Below are 16954 nucleotides of genomic sequence, written 5' to 3'. Positions count from 1 at the left end.
GGGTCGAGTGTCACTTAACACTTACCTCGGCCGTGCTTTGGACTGCTGCCTGCACTATCGTTTGTTGCTGAGGTTTATTGGCCAAAAACGCTTGGTTAAGCGTCTTGCTGATCGTGACTTTTGCTCGCTTCATCTCGCAGCTTAGACGGCCATCCTGGTGGTAGAGGGCAATATTGGCTTCAAGTGAACGGGACGAATGCTTGAGCACATCCAGCACCAATACCGCCTTCTCGCCAAAACCTAAGGGCGAATAGGACACAAACTCGCCAATGGCACTGGGTAAGCTTGCCGCTTGATATTTAAGGCGTGCCCACACGAGCATGGCCTGCAATAACAGATCTTCGGCAAAGGGTTGTGTGCCTTTATCCTCAAGATTTGGCGCAAACTCACCGCAGTCATCTAAGGCCACCGTTGGCAGTGCTACCTTAGCGATAAGCTGCTGATCATCAAAGGCGAGCACTTCGCTTATACCTTGCAGTCTTGGGCCATGGAACAGTGTGCCATCACTGTAGAGCGACTCACGGTTCGCGATAGCGGGTTGCTGTGCCATCTCCTGCATCAGAGAATGTAACTCGTCAACCTCGAAACGCTGCACGTCTGCCGTATCATCCGTCTGCGCCACTAACACTGCCTGATACTGCGGGCGACCTTCAAAGCTTATCAGCGCGGTTAACGCCTCAGTCGATTGCTGTGTAGCGTCGGCAAGCGGCGTGAGCATTAGTTCGAGCTCAATAGGCGCATCGCGGGCAAGTAGTACCTCATAGAAGATAATTCCCTTGAGTAGTCGATAATCGCTGACACTCACCGCCTTACCTAAATGGGCCTTGGCGGCCTCACGCATCCAATCGATGGCGCATACCGTTGGCAACACCGCATGACCGTTGATGCAATGATCCTCAATAAAGCTCATGCGTTTAGGGTCGAGGCTGCGCATGACGCGAATACTCTGCGGCACCGTTTGGGCCATAGGCTGCGGATCTAACGCCGTGGTTAGATCCGCTTCAGGCTTTTTTGCTGATGCAGCTTCAACAGTATTAGCGGTATTGCCCTGCATATCGGTTCCGACCAACAGCTGCGCTCCCGTATCACTCAATAATTGGCTGGCAAATAACTCGGCACCGGCTTTGAGTGGAATGACATAGACCCCACGGTCGATAAACATCTTTTTCAGCGCAGGATTGACCATGCCGCCATCCCAAGGACCCCAGTCGAAGCTCATCACCTTGGCTTGTGGCAATTGCTGCGCGAGTTGCAGCGCAGCCTTATTGAGAATGTCGTTAGACATGGCGTAGTCGCTCTGGCCGGTATTGCCGTAAAAACCTGCCGCCGAAGAGAACAGGGCGATAAGCGTTAACTGGCTAAGATCCAGTGCCGATAGCAGATTGTTAAGTCCGGTCACCTTAGTGCCATAAACCCGCTCAAGTTCGCTTAAGGTTTTGTCTTGAATATGTTTATCGGCAAGTACACCCGCGCCGTGGATAATCCCCGTGATGGGCGATAGGGCGCTGATAGGTGCAATAATGCTGGCAATGGCGGCAGGATCGTTAACATCCAGGCTTAAGTATTCGGCGCTGGCGCCAACCGCTTCAAAGGCTTGCAAGGCATGGCTGATTTCAAGGCTGCTTTGTACTGGCCAAACTAAGGCATCCACTTGTTTTGGTGTGGGTTTATCACCCAGGCTTTGCAGATGTGCGATGGCAGCGGCTTTGAGTTCGTTGCGATTTTTACCCAGAGCCCAAGCGGGGATCCCCTGATGGGCGCTACGACCCACGAGGATAAAATGTGCCTTGCAGCGTTTCGCTAAACTTAAGGCGCACTCGAAGGTAACACCCTTAGCGCCGCCCGTGACGAGGATTTTGTCCGCAGACGAGAGAGAGGCGCCACTGCGGCGAAGCACAGCATTGCCTGCAACTAAGGTGGTGCGCTCAAGCTCGCTATCAATACCGACTTCGACTGGCGCATCTTGGAGGTAGTATTCCTGCACTACCGCATTGGCGACCGTTTTAGCGTCCAAGTTTGGCGCGATATCCAGCGCGCGGCAGACCACTCCTGGCCACTCGTGATTTAAGGTTTTAGTGAGTCCAGAGAGCGCCGCTTGGTTGAGTTCACTCTGACTGATGAGGGCACCTGCCGACTCATCCATGCCAATATAGCCAAAACCACCGTCGATACGGCTAACAGTGACAAAGCGGCAGTAGTCGCGCTCAGTTAACAGCGGTTGTAAGTGTTTGGCGAACAAGAAGGCTTGCTCGACCGAGGCTTTGGCTTCGTCTGCCAGCACTAGGCCAGCACTTTTATCGGCAACGGACTTATGCTGTGGCTGCAGATGAATAAAACCAGCGATTTGGCCAAGCGCTTCAATCTGATTGATGACCTCACAAATGCTTTCATCATCAATCGCCTTCAGCGTGAAGTTGGCAATATGGCTATCGAGTGGCGATGCGCTGGCCACAACCGTTTTAGGTGAGCGTACAACCGCAACCTTAACCCCTTGGGCGTGAAGCTTTTCGGCAATCACACCCGCGTTGTGGCCATCGTCGCCGATAACGACGTAACTGTTTGCCGTCAGTTGAACATCGCTAGTTGCTATGATGCGCGCTAACTCAGCCGCCGCTGGCAACTTTTTTAGCATCACCTCACTATGGGGCGGCAGGTCGATGGTGTCCTCGACGGTTTCTGCAATTGCCTCTTGAATTGGCGCAGCATGGTTTTGCTGTTGCGCCTCACTTGATGATTGCGAACCAGCATAGAGGGCGACAATTTCACCTAAGGTGCGACATTCGGCTAAATCCTCAGGACTCAGTTCTGGTAGGTTCGGCAGTTGGTCTTGTACCGTGCCTAGAATTTCCACGCGCTTAATAGAATCGATCCCAAGGTCGGCCTCCATATCCATGCTTAGCTCAAGCATCTCAACGGGATAGCCGGTCTTATCGGCCACGACCGCCATCATAGTGCGTTCAATTTCATCATTAGAAACCGCCGCGCTTGCTGCTACTGCACTTGCGAGTACAGCATTTTGTGTCGCATGGCTGACTGGTGCTGCAGCTGTTACGGCTGTCGATACTACAGGAGCTGCTTGGCTAAAAAGCGCCACAATTTCCCCTAGGGTGCGGCACTCGGCGAGATCTTCTGGGCTCAGTTCTGGCAGGTTCGGTAATTCGTCCTGTACTGTGCCTAGAATTTCCACGCGCTTAATGGAGTCGATACCAAGGTCGGCTTCCATATCCATGCTAAGTTCCAGCATTTCAACGGGATAGCCAGTCTTGTCGGCTACGACCGCCATCATAGTGCGTTCAATCTCATCATTTGAAACCGCCGCACTTGCAGCGACTGCACTTTGTGTCGCATGGCTAACAGTGGCGGCAGCTGTTACGGCTGTTGATACTAGAGGAATTGCTTGGCTAAAGAGCGCCACAATTTCGCCTAGGGTGCGGCACTCGGCAAGATCTTCTGGGCTGAGTTCTGGCAGGTTGGGTAACTCGTCCTGTACTGTGCCTAAAATTTCCACGCGCTTGATAGAATCGATACCAAGGTCAGCTTCCATATCCATGCTGAGTTCCAGCATTTCAACGGGATAACCCGTCTTGTCGGCTACCACCGCCATCATAGTGCGTTCAATTTCATCATTAGAAACCACCGCACTTGCGGCAACTGTACTTGCGAGTACTGCATTTTGTGTCGCATGGCTAACTGAGGCTGCAGCTGTTACTGGAGTCGCTTGGCTAAACAGCGCCACGATTTCCCCTAGGGTGCGACACTCGGCGAGATCTTCAGGGCTGAGTTCTGGCAGGTTGGGTAACTCGTCCTGTACCGTGCCTAAAATTTCCACGCGCTTGATAGAATCGATACCCAGATCGGCTTCCATATTCATGCCAAGTTCCAGCATTTCCACGGGATAGCCAGTCTTATCGGCCACGACCGCCATCATAGTGCGCTCAATTTCGTCATGAGAAACCGCCGCGCTTGCAGCTACTGCACTTGCGAGTACTGCATTTGGTGTCGCATGGCTAACTGAGGTTGCAGCTGTTACAGAAGTCGCTTGGCTAAACAGCGCCACAATTTCCCCTAGGGTGCGGCATTCGGCTAAATCCTCAGGGCTCAGTTCTGGCAGGTTGGGTAATTCGTCCTGTACTGTGCCTAGAATTTCCACGCGCTTAATAGAATCGATACCAAGGTCGGCTTCCATATCCATGCCAAGTTCTAACATTTCAACGGGGTAACCCGTTTTATCGGCGACCACAGAGAGCATAGCGTGCTCGATTTGCTGCACAACTGACTTCTCGGAAAGCGCGTTAGTTGCTGTCGCCACAGTTTGCACTTGTGGGTGTGCTACTTGGGGTTGCTGAACTTGGGGCTCACTCACAGGCGCAACACTCGCTTTTGGCTCTGCGGCTAACGCTTGAACCACAGGTGCCTGTGCTGGAACGACAGGCGTTGCCGCTGTAACTGCCACTGGTGCAGCTTGAATGGGGGCTTGAACCTGAGGCGCAGGCATTTGGCCGAGTAGGGCTAATGCCGCTTGGCTGCTGCTGGTCTGCAATTGCATAAATTCAGCATGGCTCTTTAGGGTTTGTGCCTGATGCTGGTGGAACAGCTCCATCGAGCGTTGCAGGCTCTCTGGAATGGCGATGCCAAGGCTTGCCATTTTGGCTTGCTCTGCCATCAGGGCACTGACGGTATCGCCGTATTGCTGCGGGATCGCTAAAAATTGTTGATGTAATTGCGCGGCCTGGGTTTGGGCGGCAAAAAAGGCGCTCAGGGCATCTTGATTCGCCTGTCCAGTGGTAAAGCTGGTTGGCTGTGCAGGCGTTTGCTGTTGAATATTATTGCTATTTTGTGCCACGGGCTTTTCCACTTCGACAACCTTTTCTAGAATTTTTTCGACAATCACTGGTTTTTCAACGACTTTTTCAACCACTTTCTCAACGAGGCGATCCACATACTGCACTTGGCTGGTAATTTTGCCCGATTGCAGCGAATCGACCATTTTGTTGCGGGTCGCTGGGCTGATGTAGTTGGTCGCGTTGAGCTTGATATTCATGGCTGAAGGCGTTGCTGGCGCAATCAATTCGGCTTGATAAGGGTCGATTTCCCCCAGTGTTACCCCCGCAACCGCCAGTTGCACCGCAGCGCTGCGCAGTTGGCTGTCACTATCGCCCTTGGGATTCGGGTTAATGCTGATAAGGCAAAGCTCGTTTAACTGCGCAGCTAAGGTATTTTCTGCCAACTTTTGCAGAATGTTTTTCGGGCCGAACTCGACAAACACCCGTGCGCCTGCGGCATACATAGCCTCTAGCTGCTCGCTAAAGTGCACCGATTGCAACATATGATCTTTAAAGGCCGCTTTGATGGCGTTGGCATCGGTAGGGTGTAGTTGACCAGTGCCATTGGCATACAGGGCAATCTTTGGCGTGTTGAACTGAGCCTTATCAATGGCTTCGCTAAAGGGCTTTTGCGCATGGGCAACCAATGGCGTGTGGAAGGCACCGGAAACGGGTAGGGCAATCGCCTTAAAGCCTAACTCGCTAATGGCCTTAGCCGCCTGTTGGGTGGCGGCACTAGCGCCTGCAATCACCAGCTGAGTGGGTGAGTTGTAGTTGGCAACTTTGACGCCTTCAAACTGCGCAAGGCAACCGTTGATAGCCTCAATATCCTGTTTTTGCTTAAGAATAACAGCATACATGACGCCAGCATCACGACTTGAGTTGGCATCTTGTGGTGACTGCGCCATCGCCTGTCCACGTTCAAAGGCAAGCTTGATGTAGTCATCCATTGAGATCACGCCAGCGGCGCACAGAGCCGAGAGTTCACCAAAACTATGGCCTGCGAGCATATCTGGGGCGAAACCTGCCTGAGTAAATAGGGCGTACTGCGCCATTGAAAGCGCGCCGATGGCGCTTTGGGCATAAAGGGTATTGGTTAACGCACTTTCCTGCGCTTTTCTCGATTCATCATCGAAGGCGGGGATAGGGTACAGCACGCTTGAAAGCGCAACCTCACCACGGTCGCTAAACACTTTATCGCTGGCGTGGATATGGCGGCGAAGCTCGGGGAAGTTGTTGGCAATTTCCAGTCCCATATTCAGGTACTGCGAGCCTTGGCCGGCAAATAAGGCCGCGACCTTGGTTTGCTCATTGACTAAGGCCTTGGCGCGAAAACTTATCCCTGAGGGTAACTGCCAGCTCTCGGCGCTATTGGATTCTAGCTGCGCTATCGCTTGGGTTAACAGAGTCTGTAACTGGGCATAGTCTTTGGCGATAAAGCCAAGACGGGCCGATTGCGGCGCTAGTTCACGCAGGGCGTAGGCTTTTGCAAAGGCAACAAAATGGGCATCAGAAAGTTCTGCTTTGGCCGCAGTTGCTTGCTGCAGCGCGGTTTTTAACTCGCTCAGCAGCGCGGTTTTATCGGCGGCGGCAAACAGCCAGCTTTGTGCCACGCTGCGTTGGCGATAGGCGTCATCGCGCGCGTGCTCGGGGTGATATTCTTCGAGCACTAAATGGAAGTTAGTGCCCCCAAAACCGAAGGAGCTGATCCCTGCGCGGCGCGGCGTATCGTCACTGCGTTGGATCCAAGGGCGCGCCTCGGTATTAAGATAAAAGGGCGAGTGGGTAATGTTTAATTTTGGGTTAGGCTGACTAACGTTAATCGTTGGCGGCAAGACTTTATGGTGCAGCGCCAATGCAGCCTTAATTACACCCGCTGTGCCCGCGGTGGACTTAGTATGACCGACCTGAGATTTAACTGAGCCTAAGGCGATATGCTGTAACTGCTCATTATCCTTAGATAATACTGAGGTTAAGCCATTGAATTCGGCCACATCGCCTGCGGCTGTGCCTGTGCCGTGGGCCTCAATCAAGCCAACGGTGTGCGGCGCAAAGCCAGCGTCATCATAGGCGCGCTCTAATGCCTTGGCTTGGCCTTCGGGGCGCGGCGCATAAATGCTCTTAAATTTACCGTCCGATGATGCGCCAACGCCTTTGATTACCGCATAGATACGGTCGCCATCGCGCTCGGCATCGTCGAGGCGTTTTAAGGCGACCATGCCGATGCCTTCGCCAATCATCATGCCCTTAGAGTCGATATCGAAGGGTTGGATTTGCTCGTTGGTGGTAAAGGCGGGTGTCTTTGAGAAACTCATATACATGTAAGGCGAGTTGTCGGTACAGACACCGCCGGTGATCATCATGTCGCTGCGACCTTCGGTCAGTTCGGTGAGCGCCATACGCATGGCGGCAAGCGAGCCTGCGCAGGCGGCGTCGACGACGCAGTTCATCCCACCTAAATCGAAACGGTTGGCGATGCGTCCGGCAATCACGTTGCCAAGGGAGCCGGGGAAAGAGTTTTCTTCCCAGTGGACATATTGATCTTGGAATTTTTTGATCAGTAGTTCGCTATCTTCATCGTTCAGGCCACTGCTTTTAAATACTTTTTTCAGCACAGGATATTGCAGGCGTGCGTTGAGGCTATGGCTTAGTTTTTGACCGCCGCCAATCCCTAGGGTGATGCCGATGCGGTCACGGTCGTAGTCGTCTGGCAGATTGGCATCCTGTAGGACTTCCTTGGCGACGACCAGTGAGAGCAATTGCGAGCTGTCGGTGAGTTCCAAAATATTAGGCGGCAGACCAAACTCCATCGGATTGAAGTCGACCTCAGGCATAAACCCACCGCGTTTGCAGTAGCTCTTATCGGCCTTGGACTTATCCGCATCGTAATAGTCATCAATCGACCAGTGGGATTCGGGCACGTCGGTGATGGCATCAATCTTGTCGCAAATTAAATCCCAAAACTTATTCAAATAGCGGGAGTTCGCAAAGATACTCGCCATGCCAACGATGGCGATTGGCATATCTTTTAATCGTTTATTCAGTCTCTTATCGGCTTTTTCATCGGTTGATAATTGAGGCTGTGATGGGGTATGGCTCATAAAGAGTCTCCACTGGCAAAGCGGCTGGCTGTTGCCTTATTAAGGGATTTAGCGATGGCTTTTGGGGTTTGCACACCAGGAAAGCGGGCTAAAAATGTGTGGTAGTTGCGCACCAGCAATTTACGCAGATGAAACGGCCCATCCTTCAGCACATAGGCGATGTAGCGATTGGCCGCTTGGGTGTTACTGTCTTGATAAATATCGATATAAATCCAATCTGTCTTGCTATCTATACCAAGGAGCACTGATTTAGGCTCGGCTTCGGTTAATTGCGGTGGCAGCGTTAATGACACCACTTGCACTACGGTGTCGCCATCTGTGCTTGGCAGTGCGAGTGCTTTTGCTAAGGTTTCGGAGTTAACCGTATAGGTTTGTACGTCGCTGCCTTGGGCAATCGGTAATTGATTAAAATACTGTTTAGGGACAAGTTCTTGATCAAACTCATCGAGGCGCGATACCCCGTAACGCTTAAGGCAGCGGGCTAACCCCGAGCGGGACACATTAGGGTTGATAAAGGTTTGCGTCGCTTTAAGTAGCCTATCGAGCGGCAGTTTTAGCTGATACCTCAGTCCCACCACCACATATTCTTCAATTGGAGTGAGGGTGGTATTGAGGTGATGTGGGGTATTCGGGCTGTCGTTCACTGACTCGCGCTTACGCCATTTACGCACTGTGGCTTCGGTAATATTTAAAATTTTGGCAAGCTGACTGACACTCAATTCAGATTGCTGAATAAAGTGGCGCATTTCCGGCGTGGTGGTGGCATTACGGTGCCTTGCCGCGTTATGGCGAGACTTTTTCTCTGTGCTCAATTTCTTTATACGAGCATTATCAGAAACTTGAGTGTCGACTTTTGGAAAACTCATACTTGTTAGTGCGGTCCCATCATTATTATTTTCACCCCACATAATCTATCGGGACTGCATGATATTGCCATTTTAACTGAGTCAACACTCATGCTTAAAAGAGGCTTAAAACCCGTGTTTTTGTGTGTTTTACAGTACACAGTGGTGATGCAGATTACCCTAGGTTTTTGCTCGATACAATCATATGGGACTTGAAATGGTTTTTTAATGATCAAATTGTTTTCGAACAAAGCAGCTAAATGCGATTTCATCAAAAATAGTTTTTAAAATTCAGTTGGTTATTGGTAAGGTTCAGATATTGTTCGTCAGCCGAGCAGAACTGAGTAGAATAGGGCTGCCGTTAAACTCAGGTGTTATTGAGATAACTTAATGAATATTGAGCTTTTTTTTATTCCATTAACCGAAATGGATACGGCCAGCACGAATGCGTGTATGGCGCTCTTAAGTGAGGACGAGCGAGCTAAAGTGGCGCGTTACCGGGCGCCCAAGGCACAAATGAATGGCTTATTGGTGCGAGCGGCGCTGCGCTGCGTCTTATCCCAAGGACTGCAATCTCGCGGTGAATCTTCACCTTACTCCTCCCAACGACTGATTGCGCCGCAGGACTGGTGTTTTGAATACGGTGAAAAGGGCAAACCCGGCCTCAGCCATGAGCAGTTTCTGTGTACTGGCATGGAGTTTAACTTAAGCCACAGTGGTGACTGGTTGTTGATTGCCTTATGGCAAGACGATGACAAGGGCACAGCCGTTATAACAGCGAAGCCCCGTCTAGGCTTGGGAGTGGATATCGAGCGCTCCCGCGCCAGCACTAATATTTACCCGATCCTTAATCATTATTTTTCCCCGATTGAAGCCGAAGGCTTATTAGCCCTTGAGGGCGAGGCGGCGCAGCGGCAGCGCTTTTTTGATCTTTGGGCGCTGAAGGAGTCCTATATCAAGGCTACGGGTTTGGGCCTTTCACAGTCACTGAAATCCTTTGCCTTTGACTTAGCTCCAAACAGTTTGCTGGCGGTTGATGATGGCGCGCTGCAATCTGCCGAACCCCGTCACTGGGTTGAGCTCAAGCTACAAGAGAACTTTGCTTCACCGAGCCAAGCTATGCCCTGTTCTTATCTTCAACTCCCATCGCGTATTCCACTATATTCCAATATTAAGCTACTGATTGAACCTGAAACTGCTCAGGATGCCACAAGCTCCCATGCCCAACATTGGCGGAGTTATTTTGGTCGACTTGATGAGGAATATCGTTTTGGGCTCAGCTTGGTTGATGGTGACAGCTTAGTGCAGGATGACAGGTTGGAGAGGGTGACTATTTCGATGCAGCTAACCAGTATCACCGGATTACTGGCGGCATGCTCAGTCGTCTAATGTACTCAGTGGCGGATAAGGCTTTTGCTTGCAATGAGTCACTTTGAATTTAGATTACGGTTCTTTTAGCTGAGTTTGTTATTCCTTCCTTGATTATTCATTTTAGATTAAACCTCGCTCGCTATAGTCATGTAAGAGAACTCACTGATAAGGTTGTTAATGATGAAATTCAAATGCCTTTTGTCGACTAGCACTTTGCTGCTGCTCGGTGGCTGTGGCTACTTTGGTGGCGATGAAAAACAGCAATTAGAGCAGGCATGGCTTGCTCAAGATCCGCAACTGCAGCAAGTGGTTGAGCAAATTCGTAGCCGCGGACTCGATGTTGTGGCTCAAAGTGCGGCGGCGGGCACAGTGTCGGCCTGCGTGACAGAGAAACTGACGCAAGATCCCTTAGGTAAGTTAGTCAATGTCGAAGGTGCCTTAGTGGAGTCGGCCAAGGTGGCAGAATTACTCGGCGACCTACAGAAGCTAATGGAACAAGAGGTGAGTTTTGATCAAGTGGCAAGCTTGCTGCAAAAGGGCGCCGATGCCGCGGCCTATGCGAAAAACCTTATTGAGCAGCAAGGATTAGATCAAGCAATGCAAAGCCTTAAACAAATGGCACTGGCGAGTGAGCAATTTGCCCAGCAGGATTTAGGCGCGCATTTTCAGCAGTTATTACTGGAGTGTAAAGCTACTCCTGCTGCAACGACTTCTACAAACTAATCTTGTGTGAATTTCACATCCTCATCCTATAAAAACGCCCTGAATATTCAGGGCGTTGAATTATCTACTTGGTAATCGGCGGTAGTGGGACAATTTCAAAGTTGGCATCGAACTGGACTAAGGTTGACATAATTTTACCGAAAGCGGTTTTATCGCCTTCCAGTTTGGCACTGCCGTTAGCCAGCAAGTCTTTAAGGGTCGTTTTACCGAGTAAAATACCGGTAATATAACGCTTATCAATATAAAGATTGGTATCAGCCTCCATCGGCTTATCAACTTGAATATTGCTTAAATTACCATTGCTTAGCTCTACATAGAGCGTTTCTTTAGTGTCAGGATTAATCACATTAAGCCTTAACAGCCCAAGCTCAGCGGCCTTGATGCTATCGACTTTGACGGCGAGAAAGTCAAACAGGGTTGAGATATCCATTTCACCTAAAATATCAGCTGAGGCTGATTTAGGTGCACCGGGCTGGACTCCTGCGCGTAACTCTTGGGCACCCGTCAGATAAATATTGCGCCAGCCAGCGCCTTCGGCTTGATAACCCAGTTGTTCATAGGTATCGGCAAGTAATTGTCTGGCTTCAGTGTTATTAGGTTCTGCCATCACCACTTTATTGAGTGCGGTGGCTACAAAACGGTATTCGCCTTTGGCATAGTCGGTTTTGGCATGTTTAAGCACGGCGTTAGCGCCGCCCATATACTCAACAAATTTGGCGGATTCATCCTTTGTGGGTAGTGGGTTTAAGTTGGCCGGATTCATATCAAAATAGCCTAAATACATGTTGTACACGGCTTTAGCATTGTGGCTATAGGTGCCGTGATAACCATTGGTGTACCAAGTATCGCGCACGGCTTTGGGGATTGTGGTTTGAATCGCATCGCCAATATCTTGAATACCCACCCCATTATTGGCTAAACGCAGGGTTTGATTATGGACTAGGCCATAGTTATCCCTTTGCATTCTTAAGTAGGCGTTGACATCCGTATTACCAAACACGGGCGCGGAGTGGGCTTCAAACAGTACCTGCGCATCATCACCAAAGCGTGTTAGCAATGCATTGATATCTTTAGACCATTTGATGGCATCCCGTACTTTTGCCCCACGTAAGGTGTAAATGTTGTGCATGCCATGGTAGGTGAGTTCAGCCGTCCATAGGGCCTTCATTGAGGGAATATAGGTGGCCATTTCCGACGCAGCTTCGGTGCCCGAGGCGTCCATAAACACCATTTCGATACCATCGATAGTCAGCGTTTCCCATTTATCTTTGCTGTTAAGGGTGATATCGGGTTTTACATAGGTGACTTCGCCTTTGGATAAGCCTTTGGCAAGTGCGGCATCGACAATGCCTTGTTCGTTTCGCTCTAATGTGGCGCCGTATTGATAGGCGGCGCGGCGGCTCATGGCATTTCCTGCGAGGACGTTTTCGTCAACAATTTCTTTGGTGATGTTATGGGAACCATAGACTTTGACGTTTGGAAACATGTCTTTAATGGCGCGGGAACCGCCAAAATGATCTCCATGGCTGTGGGAATAAATCATCGCGACCACAGGTAAATCATTGCCCTCTGGTAAATGTTTAAGCGCAAATTCAAGGGACAACTTTGCCGATTCTTTGGTGAGTAGCACGTCATACAGGATCCAGCCTGTTTTACCGCGGATAAGGGTTAAGTTGGCTAAGTCGGTGCCGCGCACTTGATAGATGCCGTCGGTGACCTTGTATAAGCCGTTAGACACCATATTCAGCTGGGCTTGACGATACAGTGACGGGTTAACTGTGTCAGGAGTTTTATCGCCAATAAAGCTGAAATCGGCCCGTAAAATCGCTGCCGTAGGTTCATCGAGTTCGGCGATAAGATTCTTCGAAAACGCTTCAAAGGCTTTTTTATCGGCAAAGTTAAGGGTGGCTGCTGTGGCCTTGTTCACCTCTATGGTTTGTTTGGTAGCAGGCTTGCCTTGATAGTGCAGGCTGATGTGTTCATGCTCGTGTTCAGCGGCGACTGCGCTTAAGGAGAAGCTGGCGAGAATACTGATTGTCATCAAAGATTTTTGCATCATTTTACCTACCGATAAGTGGGATTGTGTCGTTGATGGTTTGAGTATAGCCAGCTTGTATATTTAGATAACTCGAGTTAGCTTGGGTTGTAATATTTATCTTGTGAATGAGTGTTTTCCCTATGCCGACACAAAAGCCGTTAGATTTAAACTTATTACGTGTGTTTATGGTGGTTTATCGTACACGTTCGTTTACCCAAGCGGCGCAGGAGTTAGATTTAACTCAGTCTTCCGTGAGTAATGCCATTGGCCGATTGAGATCATGGGTAGGAGAGTCGCTGTTTACTCGGGTTGGGCGTGGAATTGAACCAACCGCAGTAGCTCGAGAGATGTATCGCAAGTTTGAGCAACCCATGGCCGATATCGAAACCGTATTACTTGGGTTTGAGCATTTTGATCCCCGCTCAAGCCAGCGGCGCTTTTATGTATATGCCAATGAGTCGGTTATTGAAACGCTGCAAGCAGGTGTGCAAGCTTTATTGTTGGATGCGGATATCGAAGTGATTTTTCGTGAGTCGCCGCCACAGGAGGCTGAGTTATATCGTGATATCTTGCTTGAGCGGGTTGCGGTGGCGATCGATATTAAACCCGCTCAGCAAACTTTGCTCTCAAGCAAATTACTCTTTACTGAAAGTTTAGTCTGTATTGCCAGTAAGCAGCATCCTCGTATTCATGGAGCCATTACTCATCAACAGTATTTTGAGGAGAAACACGTATTTTTAAATTTGCGGCGTTTTAATTTGACGGCGGGGGATTTGTTTACTGAAGGCGTGTTACCAAGGCGCAGGATGTACAGTGAACAGTCCTCTCTATTAAGTATGTTTGCAACCGTAGGTAAAAGTGAGGCGATAGGTATCGCCCCTTTACGTTATGCCAGTCAATACGCTGAAATGTTTGGCCTACAAATACTACCTATGCCACTAAAAACAAGACCAATTGATTTATATATGGTGTGGAGCAGTAAATATACCCAAAACCCGAGTCATCAATGGTTACGAAGCTTATTACTTAGTGCCAGTACCATGACAACAAATGAAAAAGCGCTGGTTCAGGCTCGTAGCGAGTGAATCAGCGCTTTTTGCGTGTTTATCTTATTGTTGTAAGAAGGTATCTATTACTGTCTGGCTAACCTGTGGCTTTCACCCGGATGCTCAAAGTCACTGCGGTAGGGGTTAATGTCTAAGCCGCCACGACGGGTGTAGCGGGCGTATACAGTTAACTTAGCACAGTGACAGTAATGTTTTAGGTCGACAAAAATTCGCTCGACACATTGTTCGTGAAACTCATTATGTTGGCGGAACGAAATCAAATAGCGCAGTAATTTTTCGCGATCGATTTTTGGCCCTTGATAACGGATCATCACACTGCCCCAATCGGGTTGAGAGGTAATTAAGCAGTTTGATTTCAATAGATTAGAATTGAGTGTCTCAGCGACAATCTGTTTTTCATCTGTGCTGTTTTCAAGATAATCAGGATTAAAATCATAATCACTGACTTCAATATCCAGATCGTCAATGCAAGTGCCTGGCAGTTCGACGACACGTTGAATTCCAAAACTTTTAGGCTCAATAATCTTAACGTTAACATCGCCTTGGGCACATTCACTTAGATCTTTAACTAAGGTTTTTTGCACCGCATCGAGATTGTCGAACTTGGTTTGATTAAAACTGTTTAAATACAGTTTGAAGGATTTTGACTCGATCAGATTTTGGCTTGCATGACTTAGCTGAATGTCGGCGATAGCCACCATAGGTTTACCCTTGGCATTTAGCCAAGACAGCTCATAGGCCGTCCAGATATCGGCTCCGTGGAAAGGTAAACTCTCCGCAGTCAGGTTGATAGCGTTACGGTTAAGTGAGCGAGGAACCCCTTGCAGCAGCGATGCATCATACTCGGCTTGGTAATCAGTAGCTTTACCTAAAGTTAAGCTCGCAAGTTCTTTTGCATCACTATAGGGATCGTGATTCTGTGTCATCAATACTGTTTCCATGTCAAAATAGGCGCACATTATACCCGAAATTGGATTGTGCTTAAGTGTCTTGTCTGCCTGCTCTCGATAAATTTTTGCAAAACTATCATCAGTCTTACCTATCAACTTTAGGCGAATTACCGCGATATTACCCGCGAGGTGAGCCATCTTTGTGCATTCAAGGAGAGTTTGATGAATCATCCGATGAGGCGGTGAGCTGGTTACCTGTTAAACGTGAACAAGTAGGCAGCTTTGCGAATGTTGAGCATGCACTTGAACTTAAATTATGGTCTGATATCAATTACTTCTATGGTGAGTATTTTGCGGCGCCCGTGCTATTTGATTCACCATGGGGCACAGGAGAATTACTACAGGTATGGAACGAGGTGGATTTTGACGCGTTGCAGCAAAATATTATCGGTCACTTAATGATGAAGCAAAAACTTAAGCAACCGCCCACCTGGTTTATTGGTTTGCTTGATGAGGGCGATAAGATGCTAACGGTGGATAATGCCGATGGTAGTGTATGGGTGGAAATCCCCGGCGAGCTTCCCTCTACCCAATTGGCGCCGAGTTTAGCGGCGTTTATTGAGGCGTTATCGCCACGTATCGCGCCGCCCGTGAAACATGAAGAATTGCCTATGCCAGCGCTCGAGCATCCTGGGATTTTTGCCAGCTTTAAACGTATGTGGCACAACCTGATTGGTAAGCGTTAAGCGCGTTGAAATGCAGCAAGGCCTAAAGATAGTAAACTCGACATGCATATCTAGCCTGTCGAGTTTACGCTTCAATAAGGCAAGGCTATTGATGATCCCAAGACAAGTTAGACACTATGCGGCAAGGTTCGCAGCGAAAGTGGAACATATCTAATAGCGGTTCATCGAGTTTCCAGTCGTGGCTGCCACAACGCGGGCAGAGGCGTGCCAGCTCAGATTGCAGATCCTGCCCTCCGACGCGATACAAATAATAGTAAGTGGGAATTTTAGTAAGGTATTCGATTCGGCCACGTAAGTCCCAACCTCGTCTAAATAAATCACTGTTTGGGCTCGATAATTCTTCTAGCGCTGCAAACTCTGCCTTAGTGGCGGCCGCCATTTGTAACTCATCACAGGCTTGCCACTCGGTTTGCCAGCGGATAACTCGCTTATGATCGCCATTAAAGGTCGCAGGGATTTGATACAGCGGAATAGGCAATAAGTTATCACCACTACGCAGGGGGGAACACATATGCACATAGCTAGTGTAGAGCAACTGCCAGCTGGGTGGCTCAGTGTTACTGACCTCAGAATTAATATCCTGACCGATAAACTTTTCACGTGGCGCCAGTAGTTTAGCCTCGGTTAATTCCGCCAGCGCTTTTTTCACCCAAGGGCTGTGGTAACGATGGGCCAAACTGTTTTTTTCCGGCGTGAGTAGACGTACTCGAAATTCGCCCTCATTAAAGGCTACGGCAAATTCGCGGCCGAGGATTTGACCATTAGCGCGATAGGCTTCGAGTAATTGATTGATGGCACGTTCTGCCGCACTGATGGTTGTATCGGCAAAGCATTCAAAGCGCAATTCGGTGACAAACATTAAGCGGATTTTCCTTGGGATTCGAGTTGACTGACACGTTGTTTCAGCTCGATAAGTTCATTTCTGAGTTGCATGATCTCGTTGTTTTTTAACGCGAGGGCCTGTTCAATGCCTTGTTGCAACTGGGCTAACTGTTGCGCCAATGTGGCGACTGTGAGTGGCGAAGCTTCGGCTGTATGTGTTTCTTCAACCACGGGCTGTGATTGGGCCGCTAAACGTTCCCGCTCGGCTTTAGGTACCGATTTAAATTGCTGTAATCCTTGGATTAATATTGGCATAGGGATTTTGTTACCGACACGGCTTTTTATCAGGGCAAGGCTTGGTGTTTTACCGCTGGCTTCGAGTGCGCAGGCTGCTGCTAACACTTGGTCAATGGGACTCATAATAAGTGAAATTCCTTAATGTATATCGTGTTTTTCACTAACTTACTGTGATGTGGTTATTTTAGTTCTTATAAATCAATGTATTGCTGTTTGGCATTGATTTTGCTT

The 16954-nt window shown here is 49.2% G+C and carries 10 protein-coding genes; 4 read left to right on the top strand and 6 right to left on the bottom strand.

The window, feature by feature from the left end; genetic code table 11:
• Positions 1 to 10: 10 nt before the first annotated feature.
• Both KXJ80_RS16675 and KXJ80_RS16670 read right to left on the bottom strand, forming a co-directional pair.
• Positions 11 to 7924 (bottom strand): type I polyketide synthase, encoded by a 7914-nt coding sequence (locus KXJ80_RS16675; RefSeq protein ID WP_241406837.1) that lies wholly within the window; start codon positions 7922 to 7924, stop codon positions 11 to 13.
• Positions 7921 to 8790, bottom strand: coding sequence for a transcriptional regulator (locus tag KXJ80_RS16670; RefSeq protein WP_047540437.1), 870 nt, complete (start codon positions 8788 to 8790; stop codon positions 7921 to 7923). Before KXJ80_RS16670 ends, KXJ80_RS16675 begins: the two co-directional genes overlap by 4 nt.
• A 369-nt stretch (positions 8791 to 9159) precedes the next feature.
• Here KXJ80_RS16670 and KXJ80_RS16665 point away from each other — a divergent pair, with 369 nt between their 5' ends.
• The gene (locus tag KXJ80_RS16665; RefSeq protein WP_172590986.1) at positions 9160 to 10158 is read left to right on the top strand and encodes a 4'-phosphopantetheinyl transferase family protein; all 999 of its coding nucleotides are present in this window, start codon (positions 9160 to 9162) and stop codon (positions 10156 to 10158) included.
• 159 nt (positions 10159 to 10317) lie between these two features.
• A complete protein-coding gene (locus tag KXJ80_RS16660; RefSeq protein ID WP_047537003.1) occupies positions 10318 to 10863 on the top strand; it encodes a hypothetical protein in 546 nt (181 codons plus the stop codon).
• 64 nt (positions 10864 to 10927) lie between these two features.
• Here KXJ80_RS16660 and KXJ80_RS16655 read toward each other — a convergent pair whose 3' ends face one another.
• The gene (locus KXJ80_RS16655) at positions 10928 to 12919 is read right to left on the bottom strand and encodes an alkyl/aryl-sulfatase (RefSeq protein ID WP_172590990.1); all 1992 of its coding nucleotides are present in this window, start codon (positions 12917 to 12919) and stop codon (positions 10928 to 10930) included.
• Positions 12920 to 13041: 122 nt separating this feature from the next.
• Between KXJ80_RS16655 and KXJ80_RS16650 the strand changes: the two genes are divergently transcribed.
• Positions 13042 to 13986 (top strand): LysR family transcriptional regulator, encoded by a 945-nt coding sequence (locus KXJ80_RS16650; protein ID WP_047537009.1) that lies wholly within the window; start codon positions 13042 to 13044, stop codon positions 13984 to 13986.
• 47 nt (positions 13987 to 14033) lie between these two features.
• On the opposite strand, the gene queF is transcribed toward KXJ80_RS16650, so the two are convergent.
• Positions 14034 to 14894 (bottom strand): NADPH-dependent 7-cyano-7-deazaguanine reductase QueF, encoded by an 861-nt coding sequence (gene queF, locus KXJ80_RS16645; protein ID WP_037416675.1) that lies wholly within the window; start codon positions 14892 to 14894, stop codon positions 14034 to 14036.
• Between the two features lie 59 nt (positions 14895 to 14953).
• On the opposite strand from queF, the gene syd reads away from it, so the two are divergent.
• On the top strand, positions 14954 to 15604 hold the full coding sequence (syd, locus tag KXJ80_RS16640; protein ID WP_047537012.1) for a SecY-interacting protein: 651 nt from the start codon (positions 14954 to 14956) through the stop codon (positions 15602 to 15604).
• Positions 15605 to 15689: 85 nt separating this feature from the next.
• Here the strand turns inward: syd and KXJ80_RS16635 are convergent, their stop codons facing one another.
• Both KXJ80_RS16635 and KXJ80_RS16630 read right to left on the bottom strand, forming a co-directional pair.
• The gene (locus KXJ80_RS16635; protein WP_047537015.1) at positions 15690 to 16463 is read right to left on the bottom strand and encodes a Zn-ribbon-containing protein; all 774 of its coding nucleotides are present in this window, start codon (positions 16461 to 16463) and stop codon (positions 15690 to 15692) included.
• Positions 16463 to 16846, bottom strand: coding sequence for a hypothetical protein (locus tag KXJ80_RS16630; RefSeq protein ID WP_172588835.1), 384 nt, complete (start codon positions 16844 to 16846; stop codon positions 16463 to 16465). Before KXJ80_RS16630 ends, KXJ80_RS16635 begins: the two co-directional genes overlap by 1 nt.
• Positions 16847 to 16954: the final 108 nt, after the last annotated feature.

The sequence above is a fragment of the Shewanella xiamenensis genome, assembly GCF_024971755.1.
GTDB lineage: Bacteria > Pseudomonadota > Gammaproteobacteria > Enterobacterales > Shewanellaceae > Shewanella > Shewanella xiamenensis.
This window is presented reverse-complemented; position numbering and strand designations above follow the sequence as displayed.

What these genes read in the sequence shown, in the direction of transcription:
- KXJ80_RS16675 (WP_241406837.1), bottom strand. Translation starts at nt 7,924, where the DNA reads ATGAGCCATACCCCATCACAGCCTCAATTATCAACCGATGAAAAAGCC.
- KXJ80_RS16670 (WP_047540437.1), bottom strand. Translation starts at nt 8,790, where the DNA reads ATGAGTTTTCCAAAAGTCGACACTCAAGTTTCTGATAATGCTCGTATA.
- KXJ80_RS16665 (WP_172590986.1), top strand. Translation starts at nt 9,160, where the DNA reads ATGAATATTGAGCTTTTTTTTATTCCATTAACCGAAATGGATACGGCC.
- KXJ80_RS16660 (WP_047537003.1), top strand. Translation starts at nt 10,318, where the DNA reads ATGATGAAATTCAAATGCCTTTTGTCGACTAGCACTTTGCTGCTGCTC.
- KXJ80_RS16655 (WP_172590990.1), bottom strand. Translation starts at nt 12,919, where the DNA reads ATGCAAAAATCTTTGATGACAATCAGTATTCTCGCCAGCTTCTCCTTA.
- KXJ80_RS16650 (WP_047537009.1), top strand. Translation starts at nt 13,042, where the DNA reads ATGCCGACACAAAAGCCGTTAGATTTAAACTTATTACGTGTGTTTATG.
- queF (WP_037416675.1), bottom strand. Translation starts at nt 14,894, where the DNA reads ATGACACAGAATCACGATCCCTATAGTGATGCAAAAGAACTTGCGAGC.
- KXJ80_RS16635 (WP_047537015.1), bottom strand. Translation starts at nt 16,463, where the DNA reads ATGTTTGTCACCGAATTGCGCTTTGAATGCTTTGCCGATACAACCATC.
- KXJ80_RS16630 (WP_172588835.1), bottom strand. Translation starts at nt 16,846, where the DNA reads ATGAGTCCCATTGACCAAGTGTTAGCAGCAGCCTGCGCACTCGAAGCC.